Below are 24,971 nucleotides of genomic sequence, written 5' to 3' on the forward strand. Positions count from 1 at the left end.
GGGTGGGGCCGTTGGGGGCGGGGCTGGCCTTCCTGCCGTACGCCGTCGGGTTCGGCGGCACCAGCCTGCTCGCCCACCGGTTGCCGGGACGCCACCTGCCCGCCGTCGGCACCGCCGTCTTCGCCGCGGCCGTCGCCGTGCTCGCGGCGGGGGGCGGCTGGCTGGGGGCATGGTCGGCGCCGGTGCTGCTCGTCGCCTCGGCGGGGCACGCGGCGGGCTACACCCCGCTGGTCGCCAGGCTGGCCCGCCGTGTCGGCCCCGACGGCGCCTCGGCGTTGACGGCGCTGAACTCCACCGGTCCGATGCTCGCCCAGGCCGCCGCGATCGCCGTCTTCGGCGGCCTGTACCTGGTCGGGGGGCTGGTCTGGGCCGAGCTCGCGATCGTGGCGGCGCTGGCCGTCGGAGTCCGCTGCTGCCTGCCGTATCCGGACTAGGTTCGCCGTGCGCCGCGCCGCGTGACCGCCCACAGGACGAGGGCGAGCAGGCTGATCGCGCCGCCCAGGACGCATACGCCGTTCCACCCGGCGACCGCGTGGACGGTGGTCGAGGCGAGGGCGCCGGTGGCGCTGCCGATCGAGTAGAAGATCATGTAACCGCCGATCAGCCGGCTGCCCGCGTCCGGGCGCAGCGCGTAGATCAGGCTCTGGTTGGTGACGTGGACGGCCTGGACGGCCAGGTCGAGGACGACCGCGCCGATCGCCAGCGCCCACAGCGACTGCCGGGTGAACGCGAGGGGCAGCCAGGATGCGGCGAGCAGGACCAGCGCTGTGCCGGTGGTCCACTGGCCGAGGCCGCGATCGTACAGGCGCCCGGCCGGGGCCGCCGCCAGGGCCCCCGCCGCGCCCACGAGTCCGAAGGCGCCGATCTCGGTGTGGGAGAGCGACAGCGGGGCCGCGCTCAGCGGCAGCGCGAGGCAGCTCCACAGGGTGCTGAACGCGGCGAAGACGAGCATGGCGAGCAGGGCGCGGACGCGGAACACGGGTTCCCGGGCGAACAGGGCGATCGTCGAGCGCAGGAGCGGCCCGTAGCCCATGGACGCCCTGGGCCTGCCGTGGCGTGGCAGCAGGCGATACAGGGCCAGGGTGAGCGCGAGGGTGACTGCCGCGGAGGTGAGGTAGACCGATCGCCAGCCCGCGAGGTCCGCCAGCGCGCCGGAGACCGTGCGGGCGAGCAGGATGCCGATGACCACGCCGCTGGTCACCTGGCCGACGACACGCCCGCGGCGGTCGGGTCCGGTCAGGGACGCGGCGAAGGCGACCAGCGTCTGGGTCACGACCGCGAGGAACCCCATCGCGGCCATGGCGCCGAGCAGGATCGGCGCGGTGACGGCGGTGCCGACAGCGGCCAGCGCCGCCGCCAGCAGGAGCGACTGCGTGACGACGAGCCGCCGCCGGTCGACCAGGTCGCCCAGCGGTACGAGGAAGAACAGCCCCAGCCCGTAGCCGATCTGCGTGAGGGTGACGACGGCGCCGACGGTCGCGGGTCCTATCGCGAAGTCCCGGCCCAGGGTGACCAGGAGCGGTTGTGCGAAATAGACGTTGGCGACCGCCGTCCCGCAGGCGATGGCGAACAGCGGCGTGACGCGGCGGGACGGCGCGGGAGCGGGTGTCTCCTCGGGCACGTCCGTGGTCGTCGTCGTTCCCTCGCGGCGGGCCACCGCATCCCCCTTGCTCGATCGGTTGCATCTTGCTACCGGCCGACCCTAGGTGAGTTTGGTAGCATGTTGCAACCGAACTGGATGGGGGAGGGCGCGATGGTCAAGCGGACCCGCTTCAACGACAGTGACTGCCCGGTCGCGCGATCGATCGACGCGATCGGAGACTGGTGGTCATTGCTGATCGTGCGCGACGCGTTCGACGGCAGCCGCCGCTTCGGCGAGTTCCAGCGCGGCCTCGGCGTGGCCAAGAACATCCTCGCGGCGCGCCTGCGCACACTCGTCGACGGCGGCATCCTCGACGTCGTCCCGGCATCCGACGGCAGCGCCTACAACGAGTACGTCCTGACCCCCAAGGGCAGGGATCTCTTCAACGTCATCGTGGCGCTGCGGCAGTGGGGCGAGGCGCACTTCTTCGCCCACGACGAACCTCACTCCGAGATGGTCGACCGTCGGAACGGGCGTCCGCTTCGTGCTCTCGAGGTCCGATCCACCGACGGGCGACAGCTCAACCCCGGCGACACCGTCGTGAACAAGGTCGGCCACCCCCGGGACTCCGGCCGGGACTCCACCGGCCTAGGCAGCGCACCTGGCTAGTGCTCCGGGTGCAGCACCCGGCCGAGGAACTCGCGGGTACGGGCGTGCCGGGGAGCGGCGATCACCTGCTCCGGCGGCCCGTCCTCCACGATCGTGCCCCGGTCCATGAAGACCACCCGGTCGGCGACCTCCCTGGCGAAGCCCATCTCGTGCGTGACGACCAGCATGGTCATGCCGTCCCGCGCGAGTTCGCGCATGACGGAGAGGACGTCGCCGACGAGTTCCGGGTCGAGCGCGGACGTGGGCTCGTCGAACAGCATCAGCGACGGGTTCATGGCCAGGGCGCGGGCGATCGCCACACGCTGCTGCTGGCCTCCGGAGAGCTGGGCGGGGAAGCAGTCGGCCTTCTCGCCGAGTCCGACCTTCTCCAGGGTCTCCCCGGCGATCTTCCTCGCCTCCGCTCTGCCGCGCTTCAGCACCCGCTCCTGCGCGATCGTGACGTTGCGCAGCACCGTCAGATGCTGGAACAGGTTGAACTGCTGGAAGACCATGCCCAGTCGCCGGCGTACGGCGTCGATGTCCACGTCGGGATCGGTGAGCTCCGTGCCGTCCACGAACACCTGGCCGGACGTCGGCCGCTCCAGCAGGTTGACACACCGCAGCAGGGTCGACTTGCCCGACCCCGAAGGGCCGATCACGCAGACGACCTGCCCGGCCTCGACCGTGAAGTCGATGCCCTTGAGCACGTCGAGCCGCCCGAAGGACTTGTGCAGGTTCCTGATCTCGACAGTGCTCATCTGTCGTTCACCTCTTCCCTTCCTGCCGTGACTCCAGCCGTCGCGCGACGTACCCCAGCGGGATGGTGATCAGCAGGTACGTCAGCCCGGACACCAGGATCGGCGTCGGATTGGCGAAGGTCGACGCCTGGTCGTTGCCGAACTTGGCCAGCTCCACCTGGGCCGCCGTGAGCCCGAGGAACAGGACCAGCGACGAGTCCTTGAACAGCAGGACCAGCTGGTTCGTCAGGGGCGGGATGACGATGCGGACGGCCTGCGGAATGATGATCGACACCATGGACCGCATGTACGGCATGCCGAGCGAGCGGGCCGCCTCCATCTGCCCCCTCGGCACGGCCTGCAGGCCGGCCCGGAAGGTCTCGGCCATGTACGCCGCCGAGACGAGCCCGAGGCCGAGCGTGACCTGGCCGTACACGTCGCCCGGGATCCTGAGTCCCGGGAACGCCAGCGGCAGGCTCCCGATCATCAGGAAGATCACCAGAGCGGGGAGACCGCGGAAGATCTCGATGTACGTCGAGGCGATCCACCGGTACGGCGCGACCGAGGACTGCCGCATCAGCGCCAGCAGCATGCCGAGGGCGAACCCGACGACGTACCCGCAGGCGGTGTAGATCACCGTGTTCTTCAGGGCGACGGTGAACAACCGGGGCAGGCCGTCGGCCGCCACCTGACCGTTGAAGAACGACTGGTGGATCGACTTCCAGTCGGCGAGGGAGGCGAGCACGGCGACGACGGCGATCAGGAGGGCGTACTGGACGCCCCTGCTGACCCGCTGCCGCCTGCGGGGACTCCACCCCTGTCGCGTGCCCTGTCGCGGAGAGGGGGCGAGCCGCTGCGCCGTCACGACGCCGTCGCCGGGCTCGGCTCCGTGCCGAACCACTTCTTGTAGATGGTGTCGTACGTGCCGTCCGCCTTGGCGCCCTCGATCACCTCGTTGACGACCTTGGACAGCGCGGTGTTGCCCTTCTTCATGCCGATGCCGTACCGCTCACCGGTGTCCAGGACGGCGACGACCTCGTACTTCGCGCGCACGTCCGGCTTCTTCAGCCAGGTCGCCACGACGGGGAGGTCCTGCACGATCACGTCGGCCTGGCCGGTCTGCAGGCCGAGCAGTTCCTTGGGCGAGTCGGCGAACTCGATCGGGTCGAAGCCCTTGCGCTTGACATACTCCAGCCCCGTCGTCGAGGCCTGCGCGCCGATCTTGAGGTTCTTCGCCTTCACGTCGCCGAGCGAGGTCAGCCCGCTGCCCTTCCTGGCCAGCAGGGCCTGCGTGGCGTCGAAGTACGGCACGGAGAACTCGATGTTCTTCCTGCGCTCGTCGGTGATCGTCATGCCGGCCGCGGCGAGGTCGCACCTTCCGGAGCTGAGCACCGCACCGCTTTTGATCGGGGCGAAGTCGATGTCGATGATGTCCTGTGTCACGCCCAGCCTCTTGGCGACGAGATCGATGACGTCCACGTCGAACCCGACGACCTTGGCGCCCTGGTTGAACTGGAAGGGCTGGAACTGCAGGTGCGTACAGGTCGTGAGCTTTCCGGCGTTGACGAGCGCGACGCCGCCTTTCGCGCTCGCGGCGCTGCCGCCGTCGCCGCGCCCGCCGCTTCCGCCGCTGCCGCAGGCGGAGACCGTGAACGCGGCAACGAGCGCCGTGGCGCCGATGGAGAGCATCCGGCGACGCATGGACCAAGAAGCCACGCGATCCCCCTTAAATACGACATAAGCCAATATTTAGGACAATCTATAGGAGGCGACACATAGCTTCATCACTATCTGACAAATAGGTGATAAGGGGGATATTTCGCGATTTTCGCGCCATATGGTGCGGCTGTTACCGCCGTTCTTCCTGTTCTCTCCAGCGCCCCCTCAGCCGCCGGTGCTCCGCCGGTGCCCTGCCGGTACGCCAGCGGTACGTCGGCGGAATCGGAGCGCGGGATCGGAGCGCGGGATCGCGCACGGAGGGATTCCGGCACCCCGCCGTCCCGGCAGGCGGTAGCGTGCCGAGCATGGACCGGATCTTCAGCCTCGACGAGGCCAGGTCACTCATGCCCGAGGTCGTCGCGCGCGTGACCGACCTGGTGGCGCTCCGGGCGGACCTCGCCGAGCTCTCCTACGACCTGGAGAACGCCGGAGGCTCACCCCTCGGCGGCATCCCCGAGGGCAAGGCCCTGGAGGCCCGCATCGGCGAGATCCTCATGTGGTTCGGCGACCACGGTGTCGAACTCAAGGGCGTGGCGCCCGTCCTCGTCGACTTCCCCGCCGTGCTCGACGGAGTCTCCGTCCGGCTGTGCTGGATCGAGGGGGAGAAGGACCTCGGCTGGTACCACCGCACCGAACTCGGCTTCCCCGGACGGCGCCCGCTGCCCCGGTGAGCGGCGGGCTCGGCGGGGTCAGGGCTCGCGGCCCACGCTCCAGCCCGTCGAAGGAGCCGGCGATCCGCTCGGCCCTCCGGTTCCACGGTTTCGCCCCGTTCAGGCGTCCCGCCCGTCCCGCGTCCCGCCGGGCCCGTCGTGCGATTGGCTGCCGTCCGATTTGCCGCTCTCCGGATGGTCGCTCTCCGCGTAGCCGTCCTCCAGATAGACGCCGCCCCTGCCCGGCCGTCCCAGGCAGGCCCGTAGCCGGCGGGCCATCTCCGGCGTCAGCGGGCCGTCGAGATCGCCGGGCGCCACGAACGCGAACCCCTCCAGCTCCTCGGGAGGCAGCCGGATGGCCGCCACCTCCGCCGCGGGCAGAACCCCGCCGTCGAAGACGAACATCAGCCCGCCGTCCCACGGAGGGGCCGGGGGAACCCAGTCCACGCACAGCAGGGCCCCGATCTCCGGCGTGATGGCCAGCTCCTCGTCCAGCTCGCGGACGCACGCCGCCCGAGGGGACTCGCCCGGCTCCAGCGAGCCGCCCGGGATGTCCCACGTCCCCTTGTACGTGGGACGTACGAGCAGGACCCGGCCTGCCTCGTCCTGGATCAGCGCGCCCGCCGCCGCCCGGACACGCGTCAGCCCGGCGATGAACGAGAGATCGGGACCACGATCGGACGTGCTCACCCGCCGACCCTACGCCGCGAAATGCCTCCGGCGCCGCGGACATGGACGGGGTGACCGACGATCCAAGTGAGGAGGCCGGATGGGAGCCGATCCCCACGGCCGGTTCGTGGAAATCTACGAACACGCCTACGAACCCATACTCGGGTACGTCCTGCGGCGTTGCCGGGACCCCGAGGACGCCGCCGACGTGGTGGCCGAGACGTTCACGATCGCCTGGCGGCGCGTCGAGGAGCTGCCCGACGGAGACGAGGCCAGGCTCTGGCTGTACGGCGTCGCCCGCCGGGTCCTCGCCAACCACCGGCGGGGCGAGCTGCGCAGGGAGCAGCGGACGGAGGCGCTGCGCGAGCACCTCGCCTCCCTGTCCCTCCTGGCGCACGCGCGCTCTCCGGAGGAGGACTTCTCCCCGGTCGGCAGGGTCTTTCGCACCCTGTCCGACGGCGACAGGGAGCTGCTGTCCCTGGCCGCCTGGGAGAGGCTCGACACCGGGCAGCTCGCCACGACCCTCGGCATCTCCCGCAACGCCGTACGGATCAGGCTCCACCGGGCGCGCAAGCGATTCGCCCGGGGCCTGGCCATGGCCGGAATCGACCACCCGCGTGCCGTCATGTTCGAAGGGAGCTCGCTGTGAACCTCACCGACCTCGCGAGGGTGCGCGACGAGGAACTGGCCGGACAGGCGTCCACCCCGGAGGCGTGGACGCTGCTGGCCTCGATCGTGTCCGAGGAGCACCACGCACCGGCCGCGCGGCGCCGGGCGCCCTGGCGGGCCCTGAACCGCCGTCGGAGCCGCGCCCAGAGCCATGCCCCGAGTCGTTTTCGCGTGCGTGGCAGGAAGGGACGGGCGCTCGCGCTCGGCGCCGTCTCCGTGGGGCTGGGCCTCGCCGTCGCGATCGGCGTCGGCCTGCCGGGCGGGGGTCCCGCTATCCGCTACGCCAACGCGGCCGTCTCCATCGAGAGGGCCACGGACCACTTCAGCGTCACCATCACCGACCCCGTGGCCGACCCCCGGCGCTTCGAGGAGGCGTTCCGCGCGGTCGGACTGAACGTCACGGTGAAGGTGATTCCGGTGCCGCCGGCCAACGTGGGCAGACTGGTCGGCCCGATCGTCCCCGAAGGCTTCCGCGGGCCGGGCAGCATCGGCATCCAAAGTGTGGAGCCCTGCGCGTCGGCGTTCTGCGGCAAGGTGTGGATGCCCGCCCACTATTCGGGTCGGGTCGTGTTCGGGGTCGGCCGCCCCGCGGCTCCGGGCGAGCCGTACGTCGACGACGTCGTGGACCCCTCGTCGGCGGAGGCGTTGGACGGCTACCGGAGCCACGGCAGGACGGTCGCGGAGGTACGGGACGAGCTGCACCGGCGGAGGCTGAAGGTCGGCTATCGCCTGTACTGGATCCTTTCGGAACCGGGGCGACCGGACAAGAGCTTCTTCGACCAGCGGGTCACCGCCGACCGGATCGAGGACGACTGGGTCGTCGAGGGCTCGCGCCACTCCAGCTCCGACACCGTCGATCTCTATGTCGTCCCCGGTCCTGAAGCGGGTCCGGCACCCGATCCCATGACCGTCCACGACGACGAGCCTCACTGGTACGACCAGACGGACTGACGTCCCCCCTGTCGCAGGCGCCCGCTTCTCGGATCCGCAGATCGCCGACGGGGGCGGGACCTCAGTCCTCGTCGATCTCCTCGTACTCGCCGAGGGCGGCTCCGTAGCGGATGCCCACCAGGCGGGCCACGGCCTCGTGTGCGCCGAGGGGCGCGGCGCAGCCCGCGCCGATGGCCTCGGCCGCGGCGGTGGCCTTGTCGTGGTCGGCCTCGGGCCCGATGACGAACGGGACCAGCGCGAGACGGTTGGCGCCGATCTTGCGCAGCCGCTCGGCGGCGTCGCCGACGTTCGGCACGCCGTCGAGCGCGGCGGGCACCACGGGCAGGGTGAGGCGCGCGGCCAGCAGCACCGCGGTGGCGTCCGCCCCCCGCGCGCCCTCGTCGCCGCCCGTGGTCGCGACGATGATGCCGTCGACCGGGGAGGTCACGTTGAACAGCCGCATACGGTCCACGCGGGCCAGCCCCGCCTCCGACAGACGCATGTGCAGCGCCTCGGCGAGCAGCGGATGCGGGCCGAGCGGATCGGTGATCGTCACGGGGCTCTCGCTCTGGGTGACCGCGTCGCGCACGGCCCGCATCACGCGGGGGTGCGGGCCGGTCACGAGCGGGACGACCACCGCCGCGGTCTCCGCGGCCGGCCGGTCGGCGGCGGCGGAGACGAACGCCTTGGCGAGATCGGCGCCGCCGTCCATGAGGGAGACCAGGCGCAGATCGACCTGCGGGTTGTCGAGCCGGATGACCGAGGCGATCTCGGCCGCGACGTCTCCCGCCATGCCGGGAACGGCCAGCACCAAGGCGGGCGCGTCCGGCGGCAGGTTCGCCGGGAGCGGGCGCCGGTGGCGGCCGGTTCCGGGCCGGGAGGATCGCTCCCGGGTGGGAAGCTTCGGCGGGTCGTCGTGACCTTCGTTCACATCGGCGGATTCTAGGGCGAATCCGGCCGAATGAGTGAACCAACCCACCGCTTGATGCTGATCTTTAGCCTGATCGGTTTACGCGATCGTGACTTGACGCTCTCCGTTACGGGCGTGTTTCATGGCCTCATCCCACCCGTAAACGTTTACAGACACAGTGTTTCCGTAAACGTTTACACCGGCACTGACGAGGTGACTTGTGACCGAAGGCCCCACGATCAACACGATCGCGCGGCGCGCCGGGGTGTCGATCGCCTCTGTCTCTCGCGTTCTGAACGGTCTGCCGACCCGCGAGGAGACGGTCCGCCGCGTGCTGAGCGCGGCGGAGGAGCTCGGCTACGTTCCCAACTCCGTGGCGCGCTCGCTCAAGAACCGGCGCACCAACCAGGTCGCGTTCGCCATGGCCGACATCGGCAACCCGGTCTATCTCGCCATGGTGCGCGAGATCCAGCCGGTGCTCCGCGCGGCGGGTTACCGCCTCCTGCTGCATTCCACGGACGCCGACGTCGCCGACGAGCTGGACGTGCTGCGCGGGCTCGGCGAGCGGTACGTCGACGGGCTGATCATGAGCCCGCTGCGGGTCACCGACGAGCACCTGCGCGCCCTCGCCGCGGCCAGGGCCCCCGTGGTCGTCATCGGCTCGGTGCCCGAGGAGACCGGCGTCGACAACGTCCGGGCCGACTCGCACACCGGCGTACGGCTCGCGCTCGACCACCTCTACGGGCTCGGCCGGCGCCGCATCGCGTTCGTCAACGGCCCGCCCGACACCGTCCCCGGCGCCGCGCGGGCCGCCGCCTACCGCGAGGCGCTCGACGCCCTCGGCCTGCCGTACGACGAGAACCTCGTCGAGGTGGGCGACTTCTACCGCGCCGAGGGCGCCACCGCCGTACGGGCGCTGCTGGACCGGGCCGCCGACGTGGACGCGCTCATGTGCGCCAACGACCTGATCGCGCTCGGCGCGCTGGACGTGCTGCGCCGCGCCGGGCGGCGGGTGCCCGAGGACGTGGCGGTCGTCGGCATGGACGACACCTACCTGGCGGGGGTCGCCTGGCCCGCGCTGACCAGCGTGTCGCTCGGATCCGAGCAACGCGGCCGAGCCGCCGCCGAGCTGCTGCTCGACCGGCTGGAGAACGGCCAGCGGCAGGCGCGCGTCGTCACCGTCGAGCCGCGCCTGGCCGTACGCGCCTCGACGACCGGCGTACGGGACGGGACCGACGACGTGCCGGGGTCCGGCGAAGGCACAGAGGGGGAGGAGAGCCCATGACCCTCACGGACGTCCGGCCGGCCAGGGCCGGACGCGGACCCGCCCCCAACAGGGCGCGGAACCGGGACACCTTCATGCTGATGCTCCCGGCGCTGATCCCCGTGCTGGTGCTCAGCGTCGGTCCGCTGGTCTACGGCATCATGCTCGCCTTCACCGACGCCAGGTCGGGGCGGAACACCGAGACGTCGTTCGTCGGCCTGGCGAACTTCGGCGACCTCCTCATGGACGTCGACTTCTGGGAGTCGTTCCGCATCGGCATGATCTGGGCCGTCTCCGTCACCGTGCTGCAGTTCCTCGCGTCGCTCGGGCTCGCGCTGCTGCTCGACCAGGACCTGCGGCTGCGCGGGTTCGCCCGGGTGCTGGCGCTGGTGCCGTGGGCGATGCCGCCCGTGGTCATCGGCCTGATGTGGCGGCTCGTCTACCACCCGGACGCGGGCATCCTCAACGCCGTGCTCGGCACCGACGTGGACTGGCTCAACGACTTCTCCGTCGCGCTCCCCGCCGTGATCATCGTGGGGATCTGGATGGGCATGCCGCAGACGACGGTCGTCCTGCTGGCCGGGCTGCAGAACGTGCCCAAGGAGCTGCACGAGGCGGCCGGAGTCGACGGCGCGGGCGTGTGGCGGCGCTTCTGGAACATCACCCTGCCGCAGCTCCGCCCGGTGATCGTGGCGATCACCTCGCTCGACTTCGTCTGGAACATCAACCAGTTCAGCCTGGTCTACGTGCTGACGCAGGGAGGACCCGGCGGGCGGACGCGGCTGCCGATGTTGTTCGCGTACGAGGAGGCGTTCCGTTACGGCTTCTTCGGGTACGCGGCGACCCTCGGCGTCGCGATCACGATCGTCGTCCTCGCCGTGCTCGGCGTCTACCTGTGGCGGCAGATGCGGGAGGCCGACTGATGCGCACCGCCCTGAAGTACCTCGCCCTGCTGGGCTACATCGTCTTCCTGGCGTTCCCGCTCGTCTGGCTGCTGTCCACGGCGCTGAAGACGCCGCAGGAGATGGCGAACCTGGACCCGACCTGGATCCCGCGCCGCCCGACCCTGGCCAACTTCGCCGACGCCTTCGGCGAGCAGGACATCGTGGGCAGCGCCGCGCGCAGCCTGGCCGTCGCGCTGGCGAGCGCCGTGATCACCGTGGCCGTCGCCCTTCCCGCGGCGTACGCGCTGGCGCGGTTCCGCAGCGCGCTGAACAAGGTCGCCATCGGGTGGGTGCTGGTCAGCCAGGTCTTCCCGGTCATCCTGATCATCATCCCGCTGTTCATGGTGCTGCGCCGGCTTGAGCTGGTGAACACGCTGCCCGGACTCGCCCTCGTGCACGTCACCTTCACGCTGCCGTTCGCCCTCTGGATGCTCCAGGGCTACGTGCGCGCCGTACCGCGCGAGCTGGAGGAGGCGGCGTCCGTGGACGGCGCGGGACGGCTCAGGGCCCTCGTCAGCGTCGTCGCGCCGCTGCTCGTCCCCGGCGTCGTCGCGACCCTGCTGTTCGCCTTCATCTCGTCCTGGAACGAGTTCCTCTTCGCGCTCGTGGTCCTCAAGGACCCCGAGGTGGCCACCCTGCCGCTGACGCTGGTGAAGTTCACCGGCCCGGAGGGTGTCGTACGGCTGGGCCCGCTCGCCGCCGCATCCCTGTTGGCGACGATCCCGAGCCTGGCGTTCTTCGCGGTCATCCAGCGGCGGCTCAGATCCGGCCTGATGGCCGGCGCCGTCAAGGGATAGCCGTGCCCCCGAGATCTCCCAGAACCCCCCAGTCCCCCGATAGGAGAGTCACATGAGGCGTTGGAGTGCCGCGCTCGCGGTCGCGGCCGTCGTTCTGGCCGCCGGATGTTCGGGCGGGGGAGGCGACGGCGGCGATGCCGCGTCCGACGGGCCGGTGAAACTGCGGTTCCTCAGCCTCGCCTGGCAGAAGGAGTCGATCGCCGCCAACAAGCAGCTCGTCGACGAATGGAACAAGGCCAATCCCAAGATCCAGGTCGAGTACGTCCAGGGGAGCTGGGACAACGTCAACGACCAGCTCGTCACCTCGTTCGAGGCGGGCGACCCGCCGGACGTGATCCACGACGACTCGCCGGCCCTGTCGGGCTTCGCCTCGCGGGGCTTCCTGCTCGACCTGTCGAGCACGCTGCCCGCCGAGCTGAAGGGCGACATCCCGCAGGCCGCGTGGGACACGGTCACCTTCGCCGACGGCAAGGGCGGCCAGGGCGTGTACGGCGTGCCCTTCCTCCAGGAGTCCCAGGTCCTCTTCGCCAACAAGAAGCTGCTCGACGCGTCCGGCGTCCGCGTCCCGACCTCCGACGACCCCTGGACGTGGGACGAGTTCGCCGCCGCGACCAAGAAGATGACCAAGGGCGGCGCGTACGGCGTGGCCTGGCCGATGAAGTCGCCGGTCAACAAGGTGCTCAGCCTCGGGCTCAACTTCGGCGGGACCTTCTTCACCACCGAGGGCGGCAAGACCACGGTCAAGGTCGGGCCGGAGGAGCGCGAGGTCCTGCAGCGCATCCACGACCAGCTTCACAAGGACAAGTCCGCCGACCCCTCGGCGCTCGGCATGGGCACCGCCGACCCGCTGCCCGGCTTCTTCGCCGGCAAGTACGCGATCGTGCCCGCGGGCGTCTACCTGCGCCAGCAGGTGGCCGAGCAGGCGCCCGACGGGTTCGAGTGGGTCACCCTGCCGCCCCTGAAGGGCGTCACCGCCCAGCAGGGCGCCACGTCGCAGACGCTGTCCGTCTCCGCGGACAGCAAGCACCCGCAGGAGTCGGTGAAGTTCATCTCCTTCTTCCTGAACGGCCCGAACCAGGCCAAGCTCGCCAAGGGCGACTGGCTGCTCCCGACGAGCACCGCCGCGGCCGCCGACCCCGCCATGACCACCAAGGACAACTTCTGGGACGTCGCCACCGCGTCGGCCAAGAACCTCGTGGTCGCGCCGTACCTCAAGGTCAACGGTTACGACGAGTGGAAGAGCAAGGTCGGCACCCCGACGCTCCAGGAGTACTTCGCCGGAAAGATCAGCCTTGACGAGGCGGCGAAGAAGCTCGTCGAGGAGGGCGACAAGGTGCTGGAGCGGTACGCCCAGTGATCGATCCACCCTCGCCGCGGGACCGCGCCCGGGGATGCCTGCTCGGCCTGGCGGCCGGAGACGCCCTCGGCGCGCCCGCGGAGAACCTGACCCCCGAGACCATCGCGGCCCGATGGGGCGTGCTCGACGAGATCGAGGGCGGGGGAACGGACGACACCGAGTACACCCTGTTCGCGGCGTCCCTCCTCCTCCGGCACGGTCACGCGCTCACCTCGGACGACGTCGCCGAGGCGTGGCGCACCGAGATCGTGGCGCGGCTCGACGGGCCGATGCGCGGGGCCGGATTCTCCGAGCTCGGCACCGTCCAGGCGCTCCGCCTCGGGCTCCGGCCGCCGCTGACCGGCCGGTGGCACCCGCACGGCTGGTCCGACGGCCTCGCCATGCGGGCGGCGCCGTACGGGATCTTCGCGGCGGGCGATCCGGACGAGGCGGCGCGACTGGCCGAGATCGACGGGCGGGTCAGCCACGGCGGCGAGGGCGTTCTCGGAGGCCGCGCGGTCGCCGCCGCGGTGGCGGTCGCGATGACCGGCGCCGAACCGGGCGACGTGATCGACGCGGGGCTGCGGGCGATCCCCGCGGACTCGTGGACCGCGCGCTCCGTCAGGAAGGCCGTCGAGATCGCCGACGCCCGGGGAGAGGAAAGCTCGCGCGAGGAGTTCGCGCGGGCGCTCCATGACGCCGTCGTCGTGAAGCACTATCCGTGGACCGATCTGGCCCCGGAGGCGGTCGCGCTCGCCTTCTCCGCCTACATCAGGGGCGGCGGAGAGGTCGAGGCGGCCGTGGTGACGGCGGCGAACCTGGGCAGGGACGCCGACACCACGGCCGCGATCGCGGGCGCTCTCGCGGGCGCGGGCACCGGCGAGGCGGGCGTGCCCGCGCGCTGGGCGGGCAGGATCGGGCCGGTCCACGGCCGATGCCTGCCCGTGGTCGCCGGGCGGCACGTCCTGGACGTCGCCGATCAGCTCGCCGACCAGCTCGCCGACCAGCTCGTCGATCAGTTCGTCGACCGGCTCGCGGAACGACTCGAGCTCACCGGCCGACACGTGGAAGGAACGTAGGGACATGTCATCGGGGGGCGGAGGCGGCACGCCGCCGTCGGAGGATCGGATCCTGGGCGCCTTCGTCGGGCTCGCCGCCGGGGACGCCGCCGGCTGGCCGGCCGCGCGTCACCGTTCGCTGCGGCTGGCACCGTGGAGCAGGCGGCTGTACCGCGAGCTGGACGCGTTCGCGGAGGAACGCCAGGTGACCACGCTGCCGGTGCCGTTCGCGCTGAACCAGCCGGTCGAGCCGCTGGCGCTGGGCCCGTCCGACGACGCCGAATGGCTCGCCTGGACGGCGACGACGATCCACGAGGACCGGGCCGAGGCGTTCGGGCGGCTCGTCGAGCGGGACGATCTGCGCGCCCGCATCTCCGTCTGGTCCGCGCTGGACAACCTCGCCGCGGGGCTGGGGCCACCCGCGAGCGGCCACGACAACCCGCACTTCTTCGACGACGCGGCCGCCGTACGGGCCGTGGCGTTCGGCGCGGTGGGGATGGACCCGGTCGCCGACGCGCGGGTCACCAACTCCGGGGACGGTGTCCTCGGCGCCGTGGCGATGGCGACGGCGGTCGGCGCGCTGGTGCGGGGCGCGCCGATGCGGCAGGCGGTCGACGCGGCGATCGGTGGGCTTCCGGAGGACAGCGCGATCGGGCTCGCCGCGCGTACGGCCGTGGCGGTGGCACGGGAGCACGGCGACCCGTTCGCCGCGGTCCCGGCGCTCGACGCGGCGCTGCTCGGCCACGTCTACAGCTACGGCGTGGCGGCCGCGGAGACCGTCCCGATCGCCCTGGCGCTCGCTGACGCCGCGATGTCGTCCGTGAGTCCGTCGGCGAGTTCGTCGTCGAGTTCGTCCGTGAGTTCGCCTGTGGGCGCGTCCGGTGGGGCGTTCGGAGCCGCGGTGTCGGCGGCGGCCTGTCTGGCGTCGGTCGCCGACTCGGCCCCCGCGCTCACCGGCGCGCTCGCCGGCGCGTACGCGGGACACGCGGCGCTGCCGGAGGGATGGCGGGCGGCGGCGCGCACACTGACGGGCTGCTGCCTGCCGGAGATGGCGGGCGTGGACCTGCTCGCCGTCGCGCGGGCGCTGGCGTCCGATCATGGGACGGGGAGCCCGGCATGACACCGTGGCCCGGACAACCGCGATACACGGCATTCATCACAGTTGCGCGGTTCCATGGTTCCGCGTGGGTCGATTCGGAGGGGACGGCATGACGCCGCTTGAGGACAGGGCCGTCGGCTGCGTGGCCGGGGCAGCGGTGGGGGACGCGCTCGGCGGGGCCACCGAGGGGTGGACGCCCGAGCAGATCCTGGCGCGGTACGGAGGCCGCGTCGAAGGCGTCGTCCCGCCGTACTTCGAGGACTGGCGCAACGCCCGGCCGATCGCGCCGTACCACAAGGGCGACGGCCACGTGACCGACGACACCCTGATGACCCATGCGCTGATCCGCGTGTACGAGCGGGCCGGCGGGCATCTGGACGCCTACGCCGCGGCCGAGCACCTCGTCCCCGAGATGATGGGCGAGAAACGCTGGATCCCCGAGCTGGAGGCCGAGGCGCTGCCGCTGCACCGGGTTTTCCTTGCCGAGAAGTGGCTGGCCCTGCGGCTGCACTACGGGCACGTCGACCCGCGCGAGGCCGGCGTGGGGAACATCGTCAACTGCGGCGCCGCGATGTACATGGCGCCCGTGGGCGTCGTCAACGCGGGCGACCCGGACGGCGCCTACGCCGAGGCGATCGACCTCGCGGGCGCGCACCAGTCCAGCTACGGCCGGGAGGCGGCGGGGGTCCTCGCCGCCGCCGTCGCCGAGGCGATGCGCCCCGGTGCCACGCCCGACTCCGTGGTCGCGACCTGCGTACGGCTCGCCCGCGACGGCACGAAGGCGGCCATCGAGGCGGTGTGTTCGGCGGCCAGGGACCACGGCCACTGGGAGGGGTCCTTCGAGGCGCTGCGCGCCGCCATGCGGCCCTACGACACGGTCGCCGACACCTACCGCGACCAGGGGCTCGGCGCCCGCCGCCCGAGCCGGACGCACAGCATCGAGGAGCTGCCGCTCGCCCTCGCGTTCCTGCTGATCGCCAAGGGCGACTACCGCGAGACGGTGCTCGGCGGCGTGAACTACGGGCGGGACGCCGACTCGATCGCGTCGATGGGCGGCGCGGTCGCCGGGGCACTCGGCGGGAGGGCCGCCGTACCGGCCGGGTGGGTCGAGGAGGTGTCGGCGGCCAGCAGGACCGATCTCGTCGGCCCGGGACTCGCCATCGCCGCGGTGGCGCGCCGGGTGCGGGCCGCCGACGCGGAGCGCCGCCGGACCGCCGACGCCGCCTTCGCCGAGCTGCTGGCCGCCGGAGACGCCTCGTGATGCGGCTCACCTGGGTCCAACCGGAGGACCTGGTCGGCCACGAGCTGCGCCAGGCCGCCGAGGACGGCCGGTGGGACCTGCCCGAGGTGCGGGACATCGCCGCGCGCTGGCACGCGGCGGGAGGCCACGCGGCGCCGCCCCGCGCCGGTGCCTCCCCGGAGGCCCCTCCCGTACGGCTGCGCCGCCTGGCGGAGGATCTGCTCGACCGGCTGGCCGCGATCCCCTCGCCGCTGCCGGAGCCGTCCGGCTGGAACGAGATCGTCGCCGCCTGCCCCGCGTGGCCGGCCCGAGGACGGGCGGACCGGGTGCCGGACGCCGACCCGGCCCGGGTGCTCGGCGCCTGGCAGGGCAGGGCCGCCGGATGCGTGCTGGGCAAGCCGGTGGAGAAGATCCCGCGCGAGGGCATCAGGGAGATCGCCGAGGTGACCGGCAACTGGCCGATCCGCGGCTGGTTCACCGCCAGGGGCCTGCCGCCGGAGACCGCCCGGAGGTGGCCGTGGAACCGGCGGAGCGCGGTCAACAGCCTCGCGGAGAACATCGACGGGATCCCCGAGGACGACGACCTCAACTTCGCGCTGCTCGCGCTCGCCGTCCTGGAGCGGCACGGCAGGGACTTCACCACCGGGAACGTCGCCCAGATGTGGCTGGACGAGCTGCCGGGCGGCCGGGTGTTCACCGCCGAGCGGGTGGCCTACCGCAACCTCCTGACGGGCATCGAGCCGGAGGAGACCGCGACCTACCGCAATCCGTTCCGCGAATGGATCGGCGCCCTGATCAGGGCCGACGTGTACGGCTGGGCGAACCCGGGAGACCCCGCGACGGCGGCCGAGTTCGCCTGGCGGGACGCCCGGCTCAGCCACACGGCGAACGGCGTCTACGGCGCGATGTTCACGGCCGCCATGTGCGCGCGGTCCCTCGACGCCTCGTCCGTCACCGAGGTGGTCGAGGCGGGCCTGTCCGTCGTCCCGGCGGGGTCCCGGCTGGCGGCGGCCGTACGTGACGCCGTGGCCGTGGCGGGCGCGGAGCGGGACTTCGAGCGGGTCGTGGACCACCTGCATGCCCGGCACGGCCACCTGCACTGGGTTCACACGATCAACAACGCCGCCCTGATCGCCGCGGTGCTGGTCCACGGAGGGGGAGACTTCACCGCCTCGATCGCGGGCGCGGTCGCGGGCGGCTGGGACACCGACTCGGCGGGTGCGACCGTCGGTTCGATCGCCGGAGCGCTGAACGGGGGCGTTCCCGGGCAGTGGTCCATGAAGGACCGCCTGACCAGCAGCATCACCGGATTCGACGGCATCGCCCTGGGCGAGCTCGCCCGGCGGACCCGGTTGATGGCAGGGTAAGCGGGATAAAGGTGACGATCCTGGAGGAAGCATCGTGATCTCGGTGTTCGGCAGCGCCAACATGGACCTGGTGGCCTACGTACCGTCCGCCCCCAAGATGGGTGAGACCGTCACGGGACGGGCGTTCCGCACGGTGCCCGGCGGCAAGGGCGCCAACCAGGCGGTCGCCGCCGCCAGGGCGGGCGCCCGGGTCGCGTTCATCGGGGCCGTGGGCGACGACCCCTTCGGCCCGGCCCTGCGCGGCGCGTTGTTCGAGTCGGGCGTCGACACGAGCAGGCTGCGGGTCGAGCCGGGACCGTCGGGAATCGCGCACATCGTCGTGGAGGACAGCGGCGGCAACTCGATCATCGTCGTGCCCGGCGCCAACGGCACCATCACCGGATGCGCCGCCGAGGACATCGAGATGATCGCTCGCTCCAGGGCGCTCCTCCTGCAGCTCGAACTGCCGCTCGACGCGGTCGTCGCGGGGGCCCGCGCGGCCCGCGCCGCCGGCGTGCCCGTCGTCCTGACGCCCGCTCCCGTGGTCGAGCTGCCGAACGAGCTGCTCGACTCGGTGGACCTGATCGTGCCCAACGAGCACGAGGCCGCCGCGATCACCGGCGCCGACGACCCGGACGACGCGCTCAAGATCCTGCTCGACCGCGTTCCGGAGGCCGTGATCACCCTGGGCTCCAAGGGCGCGCTGTACGGCTCCCGCGCCGGGACCCGCCTGCTCGTGCCGGCCGTACCCGTCGAGGCGGTGGACACCACGGCGGCCGGGGACACGTTCGTCGGCGCCCTCGCGGTCGCCAGGGCCGAGGGTCGCGAGCCCGCGCAGGCACTGCGGTTCGCCTCGACGGCCGCCGCGCTGTCCGTCCAGCGCGAGGGCGCGAGCACGTCCATGCCGAGCCGCGCCGAGATCGACGCGGCCCTCCTGTGACCGGAGGGCTGTGACCGGAGGCCGGCCCGGCGGTGGTGCCCCACACCCCGCCCCGGCCGGCCTCCGGCCGCGTGGAATTCCGAAACGGAGGAACGATGACCACCCCCGCCACGCCCCCGGTGCCTCCTGCGCAACAGGAGCCGCCTGCGCCGCCGCTGTCCGGCGTCCGCGTGCTGGACCTCGCGACCCTGTTCGCCGGGCCGATGGCCGCGATGCTGCTCGGCGACTACGGAGCGGATGTGATCAAGGTCGAGCATCCGGCCAAGCCCGACCCCTCGCGCGGTCACGGGCCGGAAGGGCTGTGGTGGAAGACGCTCGGCCGCAACAAGCGCGCGATCACCCTCGACCTGTCCACGCCGGACGGCCAGGACCTCCTGGTCGAGCTGGTACGGGACGCCGACGTGGTGATCGAGAACTTCCGTCCGGGCACGCTGGAGCGGTGGAACCTCGGCTACGACCGGCTCGGTGAGGCGAACCCGCGGCTCGTGCTCGCCCGGGTGACCGGGTTCGGGCAGTTCGGCCCGTACGCCCGCAGGCCGGGGTTCGGCACGCTGGCCGAGGCGATGAGCGGGTTCGCCGCGATGACCGGCGAACCGGACGGCCCGCCGACGCTGCCGCCGTTCGGTCTGGCCGACGGGATCTGCGCGCTCGCCACGGCGTTCGCGATCATGACGGCCCTGCGATCGGGCCGCGGTCAGGTCGTCGACATGTCGATCATCGAGCCGATCCTCGGCGTCCTCGGGGCGCAGCCCACCATCTACGACCGGCTCGGCGTCGTGCCGCCGCGCACCGGCAACCGGTCCGTCAACAACGCGCCGCGCAACACCTACCGGTGCAAGGACGGCTCCTGGGTCGCCGTATCCACCTCGGCGCAGAACATCGCCGAACGCGTCATGCGGCTCGTCGGCCGGCCCGAGTACGTCGCAGAACCCTGGTTCGCCACCGGCGCCGGGCGGGTCGGCCACGCCGACGAGCTGGACGCGGCCGTGGCCGCCTGGGTGGCCGACCGCACCCGTGACGAGGTCCTCGCGGCCTTCGAGGAGGCGCAGGCCGCGGTCGCGCCGATCTACGACGTGCGGGACGTCATGGCCGACCCCCAGCTCCGGGCGCTCGACGCGATCACCACGGTGGAGGACCCCGAGCTGGGGCCGCTGCGCATGCAGAACGTCATGTTCCGGCTGTCGGGGACGCCCGGCGCCATCCGCTGGACCGGCCGCCCGCACGGGGCCGACACCGAGGAGGTGCTGACCTCGCTCGGCCTGCCTCCGGGCCGGATCGCCGCGCTCCGCGCGAAGGGAATCGTGTGACGGATCACAGCCGGGCCGGGGTTGACCCGGCGCGGCAGGGGGATCATCAGGCGACCGCGAACGCCATGAGGAGTGACGCCGTGCCGCAGACCGCACCGCTGACCTGGTTGTACGTCCCCGCCGACCGGCCGGACCGGGTGGCCAGGGCGCTGGCCACGGACGCCGACGTCGTGATCGTCGACCTGGAGGACGCGGTCGCGCCCGAGAACAAGGGCCAGGCCAGGGCCGAGGCCGTCGCGCTGCTCGCCACGCCTCAGCCCCGGGTCCAGGTCCGCGTCAACGACGTGCGCACGCCGTACGGGCAGGCGGATCTGCACGCGCTGGCCGCCCTCGTCACCGGGACGTGCGGCATCCGGGTGCCCAAGGTGGAGTCGGCGGCGGAGGTGAGGGAGATCGCGGCGGCGGTGCCCGGCGTGCCCCTGCACCCGCTGCTCGAATCCGCGCTCGGGCTCGAACGCGCCTTCGAGATCGCCACCGCCTCTGAGGCGGTAACGGGCATCGGGCTGGGTGAGGCCGACCTTCGCGCCGACCTCGGCGTCACCGCCGACGCCGGGCTGGCCTGGGCGCGGTCCCGCGTCGTCGTCGCCGCCCGCGCGGCCGGGCTGCCCGCGCCCGCCCAGTCGGTCTACCCGGACGTCAGGGACCTCGCCGGGCTGGCCGCGTCCTGCCTGGAGGGCCGGGCGTCGGGGTTCCGCGGCCGGGCGGCGATCCACCCGGCCCAGCTCCCGGTGATCGTGAACGCCTACCGCCCGACCGAGGCGGAGATCACCGCCGCCCACGAGGTGATCGCGGCGGCCGGTCGCGGCGCGGTCGCCCTCCCGGACGGGCGGTTCGTGGACGAGGCGGTGGTCCGCCAGGCCCGCCGCGTCCTGCGGGCATCCCGCCAGGAGACGCGTCAGGGCGGGGCCGAGACGAGCAGGCCGTAGGCGACGGCGTACCGGTGGCCGAGCGTGCCCGCCACGTCGCCGCGTCCGATCGCCAGGCCACGGGGCAGCTCGCGGGCCAGCACGCCGAGGACCTCGTCGTCTCCCGCCGGGCCGCCCACGATGACGGCCCCGCGCCCCGCCCCGTCCGGACCGGCCAGCTCCGCCAGCGCCCGCCTGACCGTGGCGCCGAGCACCTCGCGCTTGATGGACAGCCGGAGCGCGCGCCACTCCGCCGGGCTCATCGCCGAGGAGAAGGGCAGCGGCCCGGCCGGGCCGGGCACGGTCAGCCACCCCACCGTCCCGGGCGGCGCGGTGGAGTCGAGGAACACGCGGACGCCGTCCTCCCCGAGCGTCACGCCGGGAGTCTCCACCCGGACGCACGGCCCGCGCTTGACCCACTCGGCCGCGCCGCGCGGGACACCGAGCACGGCCGCGACCGCCGCGGTGAGCAGATCCCCGGCGCCGGCCGCCACGACCTCCTCCGACGGGCCGATCAGGTCCACCGTGCCGCCGCCGAGGTCGACGACCAGGGCGCCCTCGTCGGCGCCCGGCGTGGTGAGCGCCCCGGCGCGTGCCGCCCCGGCCTCGCTCGGCGCGAGCCGTACGGGCACGCCGAGATCGGCGGGCAGGACGGCGGGGGACTCCGGCCCCAGCGTGGCCACCAGCAATGATCGCGAGCCGGTCGTGCCGGCCCGCGCGTTGACCGATCCCGCCACCGCGTCCAGGTCGATCACGGCCCGCCCGGTCGACGCCGCCGGCACGTCCGTGCCTGCTGTCGCTTTCTCGGCGGCCTCCCGATCGGCCGGCGCCGCGGGAGGGCCGCCGGGCAGCAGGACGACGACCGCGCTGGAGACGTCGTGGAGCCGCGCGCAGACCGCCGGAGCGCTCTCGCGCTCGCCGAGCCGCGACCCGAGGAAGAGCGCGTCGGACAGGTGCCGGAGGGGACGGCCCGGCGGGCGCACCTCCACGGCGACCAGCTCGGCGGCGGCGACCGCCGTGACGTCGACCTGGTCGGCCACGGGAACGGTCACGCCGATCCGGTTGGCGATCAGGCGGCCCTCGTCCCCTTCGGCGAGTACCCCGGTGATCGGCACTCCGGCGCCCAGCGCGGCGCGGATCTCCCGTGCGGCCCGCTCGTACCCCGTCCGGAGGGGCACCAGGGCGATCAGCCCTCCCTCGGGCGGTTCGCCGACGGGTCCGCCGAGCGGGTACGGGCGGCCCACCGCGACGCCCTCGCCTCCCGGGGTGGGGCTTCCCGCGGCGACGACGCGCAGGCGTCCGGTGCGCTCCGGCCCGTACGGGACCTCCGCGGTGGTCGTCGTGACCGGGCGCAGGGGGGCCATCACGACCTCGTCCACCCGCGCGCCCAGGCCCCGCTCGATCCGCCGCAGCAGGGCGACGGCCCCGGCCAGGGACGCGGGCGATCCCTTGACGCCGCGCGTGACGACCTGGTCCCAGGCGACGGGGACGCCGTCGCGCGCCACCACGATCTCGGTGGTCGCGTTGCCGACGTCCACGCCCGCGACGAGGGCGCTCATCGCGCGAGGCCCCGCCGTACGTAGACGTCCCGGGCCTCGCGGACCAGCGCGGCGTTGCGCGGGCAGCCCTGCTCGTCCAGCCATCCGGCGAGGGCCGACAGCTCGTCCGCGGTCGAGCGGCGCGGCCGAAGGGCCTCGTAGACGCGCATCACGTCCCGGTCGGGGAGGCGGGCGAGCTCGGCGGCCCGCCGCAGGTTGGCCGCGAGCTGCGGGTTGCCGTGCCGCTCGGCGACGGCCGCCTGGGACTCCAGCGTCTCCGGATGGATGCGCAGGTCGTCCTGGGTCACCTCGCCCCGTCGTACGGACTCCACGGTCACCGACTCCACCGGCCGGCCGGAGTACGCACGTCGTCCGGGGCTCGTCATAAGGTCAGCTCCTCAGGTCCTGCGGCCCGGCAGCAGGCGCGCTCGATGGCGACGAGCGAGACCACCCTGGTGTGGTAACGGGCCTCGATCGCCTCGTCGGTGTACGGGTTGCGGGCCGGCTCCGGGGTCGCGCCCTTGGCGTGGCGGCCCGCGTTCACCCCCATCAGCCGGTAGTCGTCGGCCGACAGCACCGGGGCGATGCTGTACAGCTCCAGGTTGGCCAGCGGGGCGAGGTCCCTGCGGTGGATCAGCGCGGTCCCCTTGGCCTGCAGGCCGATCCCGATCCCCGAGCCGGACAGGCGGGCCGCGGACAGTCCGATCATGCCGAGGTCGATCGTGTCGTCGAACCGTACGATCCGCGCGACGCAGCCTTCCTCCTCCAGGCCGGCGAGGAGCTGGCGCAGGACCTCCACCACGGGCAGCCCCGAGAGCGTGACCCAGATGTCCCTGCCGGTCGCGGGGGAGACGCCGACGACGACCTCGCGGGGATCGCCGCCCTGGGCCGCCGCGCCGCGGGGTCGCAGCGCGTCCGAGGCGTACGCGGCCTGCTCGCGGCGCAGGTCCTCGACGGAGCGCTGCTGGCGGATGGCGTCGATCTCCGCCTGGCGCTCCGGCGTGGGCTCGTACCCCGTACCCGGCCCGGTGTAGTCGTTGGGATCGGTGACGAGGGACAACACGCGCATCTCCGGCGTGAGGATGGCCGACGTCTGCAGGCAGTCGCCGCCCACCCTGACCTTCAGCATGTCGAGCAGCCGCTCCGCCTCGGGCTCGAAACCGGTCTCCTGGAGCGCGGTCACGACGTCGGCCATGGTCAGCCCCGTCTCGCGGATGACACGCGCGGCGTGCATGACGGCCACCGTGTTGTAGCCGGTGTCCGGCCCGGCGAGGTCCTTCGACCCCGCCGCGTCCACCGCCGCCGCCACCTGCTCGTCGGTGAAGTCGGCCAGGCCGAACCACGCGTATACGGCGCGTACGGCCTGGGCCGCCCGTTCGCGCAGCTCCGCGACCGTGGCGGGGTCGGCCGTGCGCAGGCCGCCGTCGACGCCCCAGTCGCGCTGCATCGCCAGGTAGTCGTCGATGTCCTCGGCGTTCCAGTTCGACGGGCCGAACATGTTGTCGTAGCGCTGGATCGAGCCGAATCCGCTGCAGACGAAATCAGATCCGGCCAGGAAGATGGGCAGCGTTCGCGAGGTCCTGCGCACGTCGGACTCCGACATCAGCGCGTCGTTGCCCGAGCAGGACTCCAGGTTGCGTGCCATGACCATGACGTTCTCGGCCATCAGCTCGCGGACGCCGCGCGGGACGGCGCCGGCCACGCTGGCGCCGTCGATGCCGCCGTTCTGCACGCCCTGGGCGCCCATCGCACGGGCCAGCGCGACGCAGCGCGACTCCAGGTAGAGCATCGACCGGCGTTCCGCCCCGCCCATGAGCACCTCGGCCCCGGCGCCGGACGAGACCCGCATCTTGATCCCCCGGGACGCGTACGCGCTGGTGAGGAACGCCTTCGACCACGGCGTGTCGTCGCCGTCGGTGAAGACCTGCTCGGTCCCGTACAGCGAGACGGTCTCGGCGTACGAGACGAACCCGCGCAGGCCCAGCTCCAGTTCGAGAGCCTCCTCGACGGAGCACTGCACGAGGACGCCCGGCGATCCGACGGCCGCGCCGATCGAGACCGCCACCGCGTTGGACGGGGCGTCGGCCAGCACGGGCACGGTCGTCTCCAGTTCGCGGAACCCGAACGCGGCGGCGGTCGCCGCGTCGGCCGCGAGCAGCAGCGGGTCGTCGAGCCGGTTGGTGACGTGGGCCTGGTTCGACGGCGTGCGGCGGGCCCGCAGCTTCGTCATGGCCATGACGAGCTCGGCCGGGCGCAGCAGGGCCAGCACCCGGGCGAGCTTGGCCGGTGTCATCCCGGCGCAGAGCCAGACGACCTCCGAGCGGGGGACCGACGGGTCGACCATCATGCGGGCCACGGCCACGTCGGACAGCGTCATGGCCTCGCTCGCCACGGTGAGGTCGAGGCCGTGGGCCGCGATGAACGCGTCGATCGAGTCGAAGTCGGCCGCCTTCACCCCGTCCATCTCGGTGACCACGCCGTCTTCGACGACCAGACCGGGCTTCGGGTCGTACGGCGAGGCGAGGGCGACCAGCCCGAGTTCGGGATTCTCCACGGCGAAACCGTCGAGGTTGACCCGCTGGGCGTCCATGAGGCGGATCCGGCCGACCGGTCCGGGGACGGTCGGTCTGCCGTCGCTGTCGTCGTCACTGTCGCTGTCGTACGGAGGGATCATCGCGCTCTC

Annotated in this window: 24 protein-coding genes and 1 pseudogene; 16 read left to right on the forward strand and 9 right to left on the reverse strand. The window is 72.7% G+C overall.

The genetic code is table 11. The annotated features are described in order from the left end of the window. Positions 1–434 (forward strand): annotated as a pseudogene (locus IMZ11_RS33265) (MFS transporter); the annotation flags it as partial. Here IMZ11_RS33265 and IMZ11_RS33270 read toward each other — a convergent pair. Continuing rightward, the gene (locus IMZ11_RS33270; RefSeq protein ID WP_228646369.1) at positions 431–1,657 is read right to left on the reverse strand and encodes an MFS transporter; all 1,227 of its coding nucleotides are present in this window, start codon (positions 1,655–1,657) and stop codon (positions 431–433) included. The pseudogene IMZ11_RS33265 and the gene IMZ11_RS33270 overlap by 4 nt on opposite strands. 63 nt (positions 1,658–1,720) lie before the next feature. Between IMZ11_RS33270 and IMZ11_RS33275 the strand changes: the two genes are divergently transcribed. Next, positions 1,721–2,251 (forward strand): helix-turn-helix domain-containing protein, encoded by a 531-nt coding sequence (locus IMZ11_RS33275; protein ID WP_228646370.1) that lies wholly within the window; start codon positions 1,721–1,723, stop codon positions 2,249–2,251. On the opposite strand, the gene IMZ11_RS33280 is transcribed toward IMZ11_RS33275, so the two are convergent. From IMZ11_RS33280 to IMZ11_RS33290, 3 genes are read right to left on the reverse strand one after another with little or no spacing between them, the layout of a single operon-like run. Then, positions 2,248–2,988 (reverse strand): amino acid ABC transporter ATP-binding protein, encoded by a 741-nt coding sequence (locus IMZ11_RS33280; RefSeq protein WP_228646371.1) that lies wholly within the window; start codon positions 2,986–2,988, stop codon positions 2,248–2,250. The two genes, IMZ11_RS33275 and IMZ11_RS33280, sit on opposite strands and share 4 nt — an antisense overlap. Positions 2,989–2,995: 7 nt before the next feature. Further along, positions 2,996–3,868 (reverse strand): amino acid ABC transporter permease, encoded by an 873-nt coding sequence (locus IMZ11_RS33285; RefSeq protein WP_228646372.1) that lies wholly within the window; start codon positions 3,866–3,868, stop codon positions 2,996–2,998. Beyond that, complete coding sequence (locus IMZ11_RS33290) at positions 3,829–4,683, reverse strand: ABC transporter substrate-binding protein (RefSeq protein ID WP_228646373.1); 855 nt, start codon at positions 4,681–4,683, stop codon at positions 3,829–3,831. Before IMZ11_RS33290 ends, IMZ11_RS33285 begins: the two co-directional genes overlap by 40 nt. A gap of 308 nt (positions 4,684–4,991) precedes the next feature. Between IMZ11_RS33290 and IMZ11_RS33295 the strand changes: the two genes are divergently transcribed. Continuing rightward, complete coding sequence (locus tag IMZ11_RS33295) at positions 4,992–5,357, forward strand: DUF2203 domain-containing protein (protein WP_228646374.1); 366 nt, start codon at positions 4,992–4,994, stop codon at positions 5,355–5,357. A gap of 99 nt (positions 5,358–5,456) precedes the next feature. Here IMZ11_RS33295 and IMZ11_RS33300 read toward each other — a convergent pair whose 3' ends face one another. Further along, complete coding sequence (locus IMZ11_RS33300) at positions 5,457–6,026, reverse strand: NUDIX hydrolase (protein ID WP_228646375.1); 570 nt, start codon at positions 6,024–6,026, stop codon at positions 5,457–5,459. Between the two features lie 79 nt (positions 6,027–6,105). On the opposite strand from IMZ11_RS33300, the gene IMZ11_RS33305 reads away from it, so the two are divergent. Beyond that, entirely contained in the window at positions 6,106–6,654 is a 549-nt protein-coding gene (locus tag IMZ11_RS33305) for an RNA polymerase sigma factor (RefSeq protein ID WP_228646376.1), read from the forward strand. Next, positions 6,651–7,625, forward strand: a complete 975-nt coding sequence (locus tag IMZ11_RS33310) for a hypothetical protein (protein WP_228646377.1) — start codon at positions 6,651–6,653, stop codon at positions 7,623–7,625. Before IMZ11_RS33305 ends, IMZ11_RS33310 begins: the two co-directional genes overlap by 4 nt. Before the next feature lie 61 nt (positions 7,626–7,686). On the opposite strand, the gene IMZ11_RS33315 is transcribed toward IMZ11_RS33310, so the two are convergent. Beyond that, positions 7,687–8,535, reverse strand: coding sequence for a sirohydrochlorin chelatase (locus tag IMZ11_RS33315; protein WP_063818794.1), 849 nt, complete (start codon positions 8,533–8,535; stop codon positions 7,687–7,689). Between the two features lie 199 nt (positions 8,536–8,734). Here IMZ11_RS33315 and IMZ11_RS33320 point away from each other — a divergent pair, with 199 nt between their 5' ends. From IMZ11_RS33320 to IMZ11_RS33370, 11 genes are all read left to right on the forward strand, one after another. Continuing rightward, on the forward strand, positions 8,735–9,799 hold the full coding sequence (locus IMZ11_RS33320; protein WP_228646378.1) for a LacI family DNA-binding transcriptional regulator: 1,065 nt from the start codon (positions 8,735–8,737) through the stop codon (positions 9,797–9,799). After that, positions 9,796–10,701, forward strand: coding sequence for a carbohydrate ABC transporter permease (locus IMZ11_RS33325; protein WP_228646379.1), 906 nt, complete (start codon positions 9,796–9,798; stop codon positions 10,699–10,701). The genes IMZ11_RS33320 and IMZ11_RS33325 overlap by 4 nt, the downstream gene beginning before the upstream one ends. After that, positions 10,701–11,519 (forward strand): carbohydrate ABC transporter permease, encoded by an 819-nt coding sequence (locus tag IMZ11_RS33330; protein WP_228646380.1) that lies wholly within the window; start codon positions 10,701–10,703, stop codon positions 11,517–11,519. Before IMZ11_RS33325 ends, IMZ11_RS33330 begins: the two co-directional genes overlap by 1 nt. 52 nt (positions 11,520–11,571) lie before the next feature. Then, positions 11,572–12,876, forward strand: coding sequence for a sugar ABC transporter substrate-binding protein (locus IMZ11_RS33335; RefSeq protein ID WP_228646381.1), 1,305 nt, complete (start codon positions 11,572–11,574; stop codon positions 12,874–12,876). Next, positions 12,873–13,934, forward strand: a complete 1,062-nt coding sequence (locus IMZ11_RS33340; protein ID WP_228646382.1) for an ADP-ribosylglycohydrolase family protein — start codon at positions 12,873–12,875, stop codon at positions 13,932–13,934. Before IMZ11_RS33335 ends, IMZ11_RS33340 begins: the two co-directional genes overlap by 4 nt. Before the next feature lie 4 nt (positions 13,935–13,938). Further along, positions 13,939–15,033 (forward strand): ADP-ribosylglycohydrolase family protein, encoded by a 1,095-nt coding sequence (locus tag IMZ11_RS33345; RefSeq protein ID WP_228646383.1) that lies wholly within the window; start codon positions 13,939–13,941, stop codon positions 15,031–15,033. 88 nt (positions 15,034–15,121) lie between these two features. Further along, the gene (locus IMZ11_RS33350; protein WP_228646384.1) at positions 15,122–16,273 is read left to right on the forward strand and encodes an ADP-ribosylglycohydrolase family protein; all 1,152 of its coding nucleotides are present in this window, start codon (positions 15,122–15,124) and stop codon (positions 16,271–16,273) included. Then, on the forward strand, positions 16,273–17,619 hold the full coding sequence (locus IMZ11_RS33355; RefSeq protein WP_228646406.1) for an ADP-ribosylglycohydrolase family protein: 1,347 nt from the start codon (positions 16,273–16,275) through the stop codon (positions 17,617–17,619). The genes IMZ11_RS33350 and IMZ11_RS33355 overlap by 1 nt, the downstream gene beginning before the upstream one ends. Positions 17,620–17,653: 34 nt before the next feature. Then, on the forward strand, positions 17,654–18,538 hold the full coding sequence (gene rbsK / locus IMZ11_RS33360) for a ribokinase (RefSeq protein WP_228646385.1): 885 nt from the start codon (positions 17,654–17,656) through the stop codon (positions 18,536–18,538). Positions 18,539–18,633: 95 nt separating this feature from the next. Then, positions 18,634–19,845 (forward strand): CaiB/BaiF CoA-transferase family protein, encoded by a 1,212-nt coding sequence (locus tag IMZ11_RS33365; RefSeq protein ID WP_228646386.1) that lies wholly within the window; start codon positions 18,634–18,636, stop codon positions 19,843–19,845. An 80-nt stretch (positions 19,846–19,925) separates the two neighbouring features. Next, complete coding sequence (locus IMZ11_RS33370) at positions 19,926–20,771, forward strand: CoA ester lyase (RefSeq protein ID WP_228646387.1); 846 nt, start codon at positions 19,926–19,928, stop codon at positions 20,769–20,771. Here IMZ11_RS33370 and IMZ11_RS33375 read toward each other — a convergent pair. From IMZ11_RS33375 to IMZ11_RS33385, 3 genes are read right to left on the reverse strand one after another with little or no spacing between them, the layout of a single operon-like run. Continuing rightward, complete coding sequence (locus IMZ11_RS33375; RefSeq protein WP_228646388.1) at positions 20,741–22,309, reverse strand: diol dehydratase reactivase ATPase-like domain-containing protein; 1,569 nt, start codon at positions 22,307–22,309, stop codon at positions 20,741–20,743. The genes IMZ11_RS33370 and IMZ11_RS33375 overlap by 31 nt on opposite strands. Further along, positions 22,306–22,674, reverse strand: a complete 369-nt coding sequence (locus tag IMZ11_RS33380) for a diol dehydratase small subunit (protein WP_228646389.1) — start codon at positions 22,672–22,674, stop codon at positions 22,306–22,308. Before IMZ11_RS33380 ends, IMZ11_RS33375 begins: the two co-directional genes overlap by 4 nt. Further along, positions 22,671–24,962, reverse strand: coding sequence for a propanediol/glycerol family dehydratase large subunit (locus tag IMZ11_RS33385; protein WP_228646390.1), 2,292 nt, complete (start codon positions 24,960–24,962; stop codon positions 22,671–22,673). Before IMZ11_RS33385 ends, IMZ11_RS33380 begins: the two co-directional genes overlap by 4 nt. Between the last annotated feature and the right edge of the window lie 9 nt (positions 24,963–24,971).

The sequence above is a fragment of the Microtetraspora sp. AC03309 genome, assembly GCF_020826795.1.
Taxonomy (GTDB): domain Bacteria; phylum Actinomycetota; class Actinomycetes; order Streptosporangiales; family Streptosporangiaceae; genus Microtetraspora; species Microtetraspora glauca.

Excerpts from the sequence above, each read along its gene's own strand:
- IMZ11_RS33345 (WP_228646383.1), top strand. The coding sequence starts at position 13,939 with ATGTCATCGGGGGGCGGAGGCGGCACGCCGCCGTCGGAGGATCGGATC.
- IMZ11_RS33385 (WP_228646390.1), bottom strand. The coding sequence starts at position 24,962 with ATGATCCCTCCGTACGACAGCGACAGTGACGACGACAGCGACGGCAGA.
- IMZ11_RS33355 (WP_228646406.1), top strand. The coding sequence starts at position 16,273 with ATGCGGCTCACCTGGGTCCAACCGGAGGACCTGGTCGGCCACGAGCTG.
- IMZ11_RS33295 (WP_228646374.1), top strand. The coding sequence starts at position 4,992 with ATGGACCGGATCTTCAGCCTCGACGAGGCCAGGTCACTCATGCCCGAG.
- IMZ11_RS33375 (WP_228646388.1), bottom strand. The coding sequence starts at position 22,309 with ATGAGCGCCCTCGTCGCGGGCGTGGACGTCGGCAACGCGACCACCGAG.
- IMZ11_RS33280 (WP_228646371.1), bottom strand. The coding sequence starts at position 2,988 with ATGAGCACTGTCGAGATCAGGAACCTGCACAAGTCCTTCGGGCGGCTC.
- IMZ11_RS33350 (WP_228646384.1), top strand. The coding sequence starts at position 15,122 with ATGACGCCGCTTGAGGACAGGGCCGTCGGCTGCGTGGCCGGGGCAGCG.
- IMZ11_RS33305 (WP_228646376.1), top strand. The coding sequence starts at position 6,106 with ATGGGAGCCGATCCCCACGGCCGGTTCGTGGAAATCTACGAACACGCC.
- IMZ11_RS33365 (WP_228646386.1), top strand. The coding sequence starts at position 18,634 with ATGACCACCCCCGCCACGCCCCCGGTGCCTCCTGCGCAACAGGAGCCG.
- IMZ11_RS33335 (WP_228646381.1), top strand. The coding sequence starts at position 11,572 with ATGAGGCGTTGGAGTGCCGCGCTCGCGGTCGCGGCCGTCGTTCTGGCC.
- IMZ11_RS33330 (WP_228646380.1), top strand. The coding sequence starts at position 10,701 with ATGCGCACCGCCCTGAAGTACCTCGCCCTGCTGGGCTACATCGTCTTC.
- IMZ11_RS33380 (WP_228646389.1), bottom strand. The coding sequence starts at position 22,674 with ATGACGAGCCCCGGACGACGTGCGTACTCCGGCCGGCCGGTGGAGTCG.
- IMZ11_RS33275 (WP_228646370.1), top strand. The coding sequence starts at position 1,721 with ATGTTGCAACCGAACTGGATGGGGGAGGGCGCGATGGTCAAGCGGACC.
- IMZ11_RS33325 (WP_228646379.1), top strand. The coding sequence starts at position 9,796 with ATGACCCTCACGGACGTCCGGCCGGCCAGGGCCGGACGCGGACCCGCC.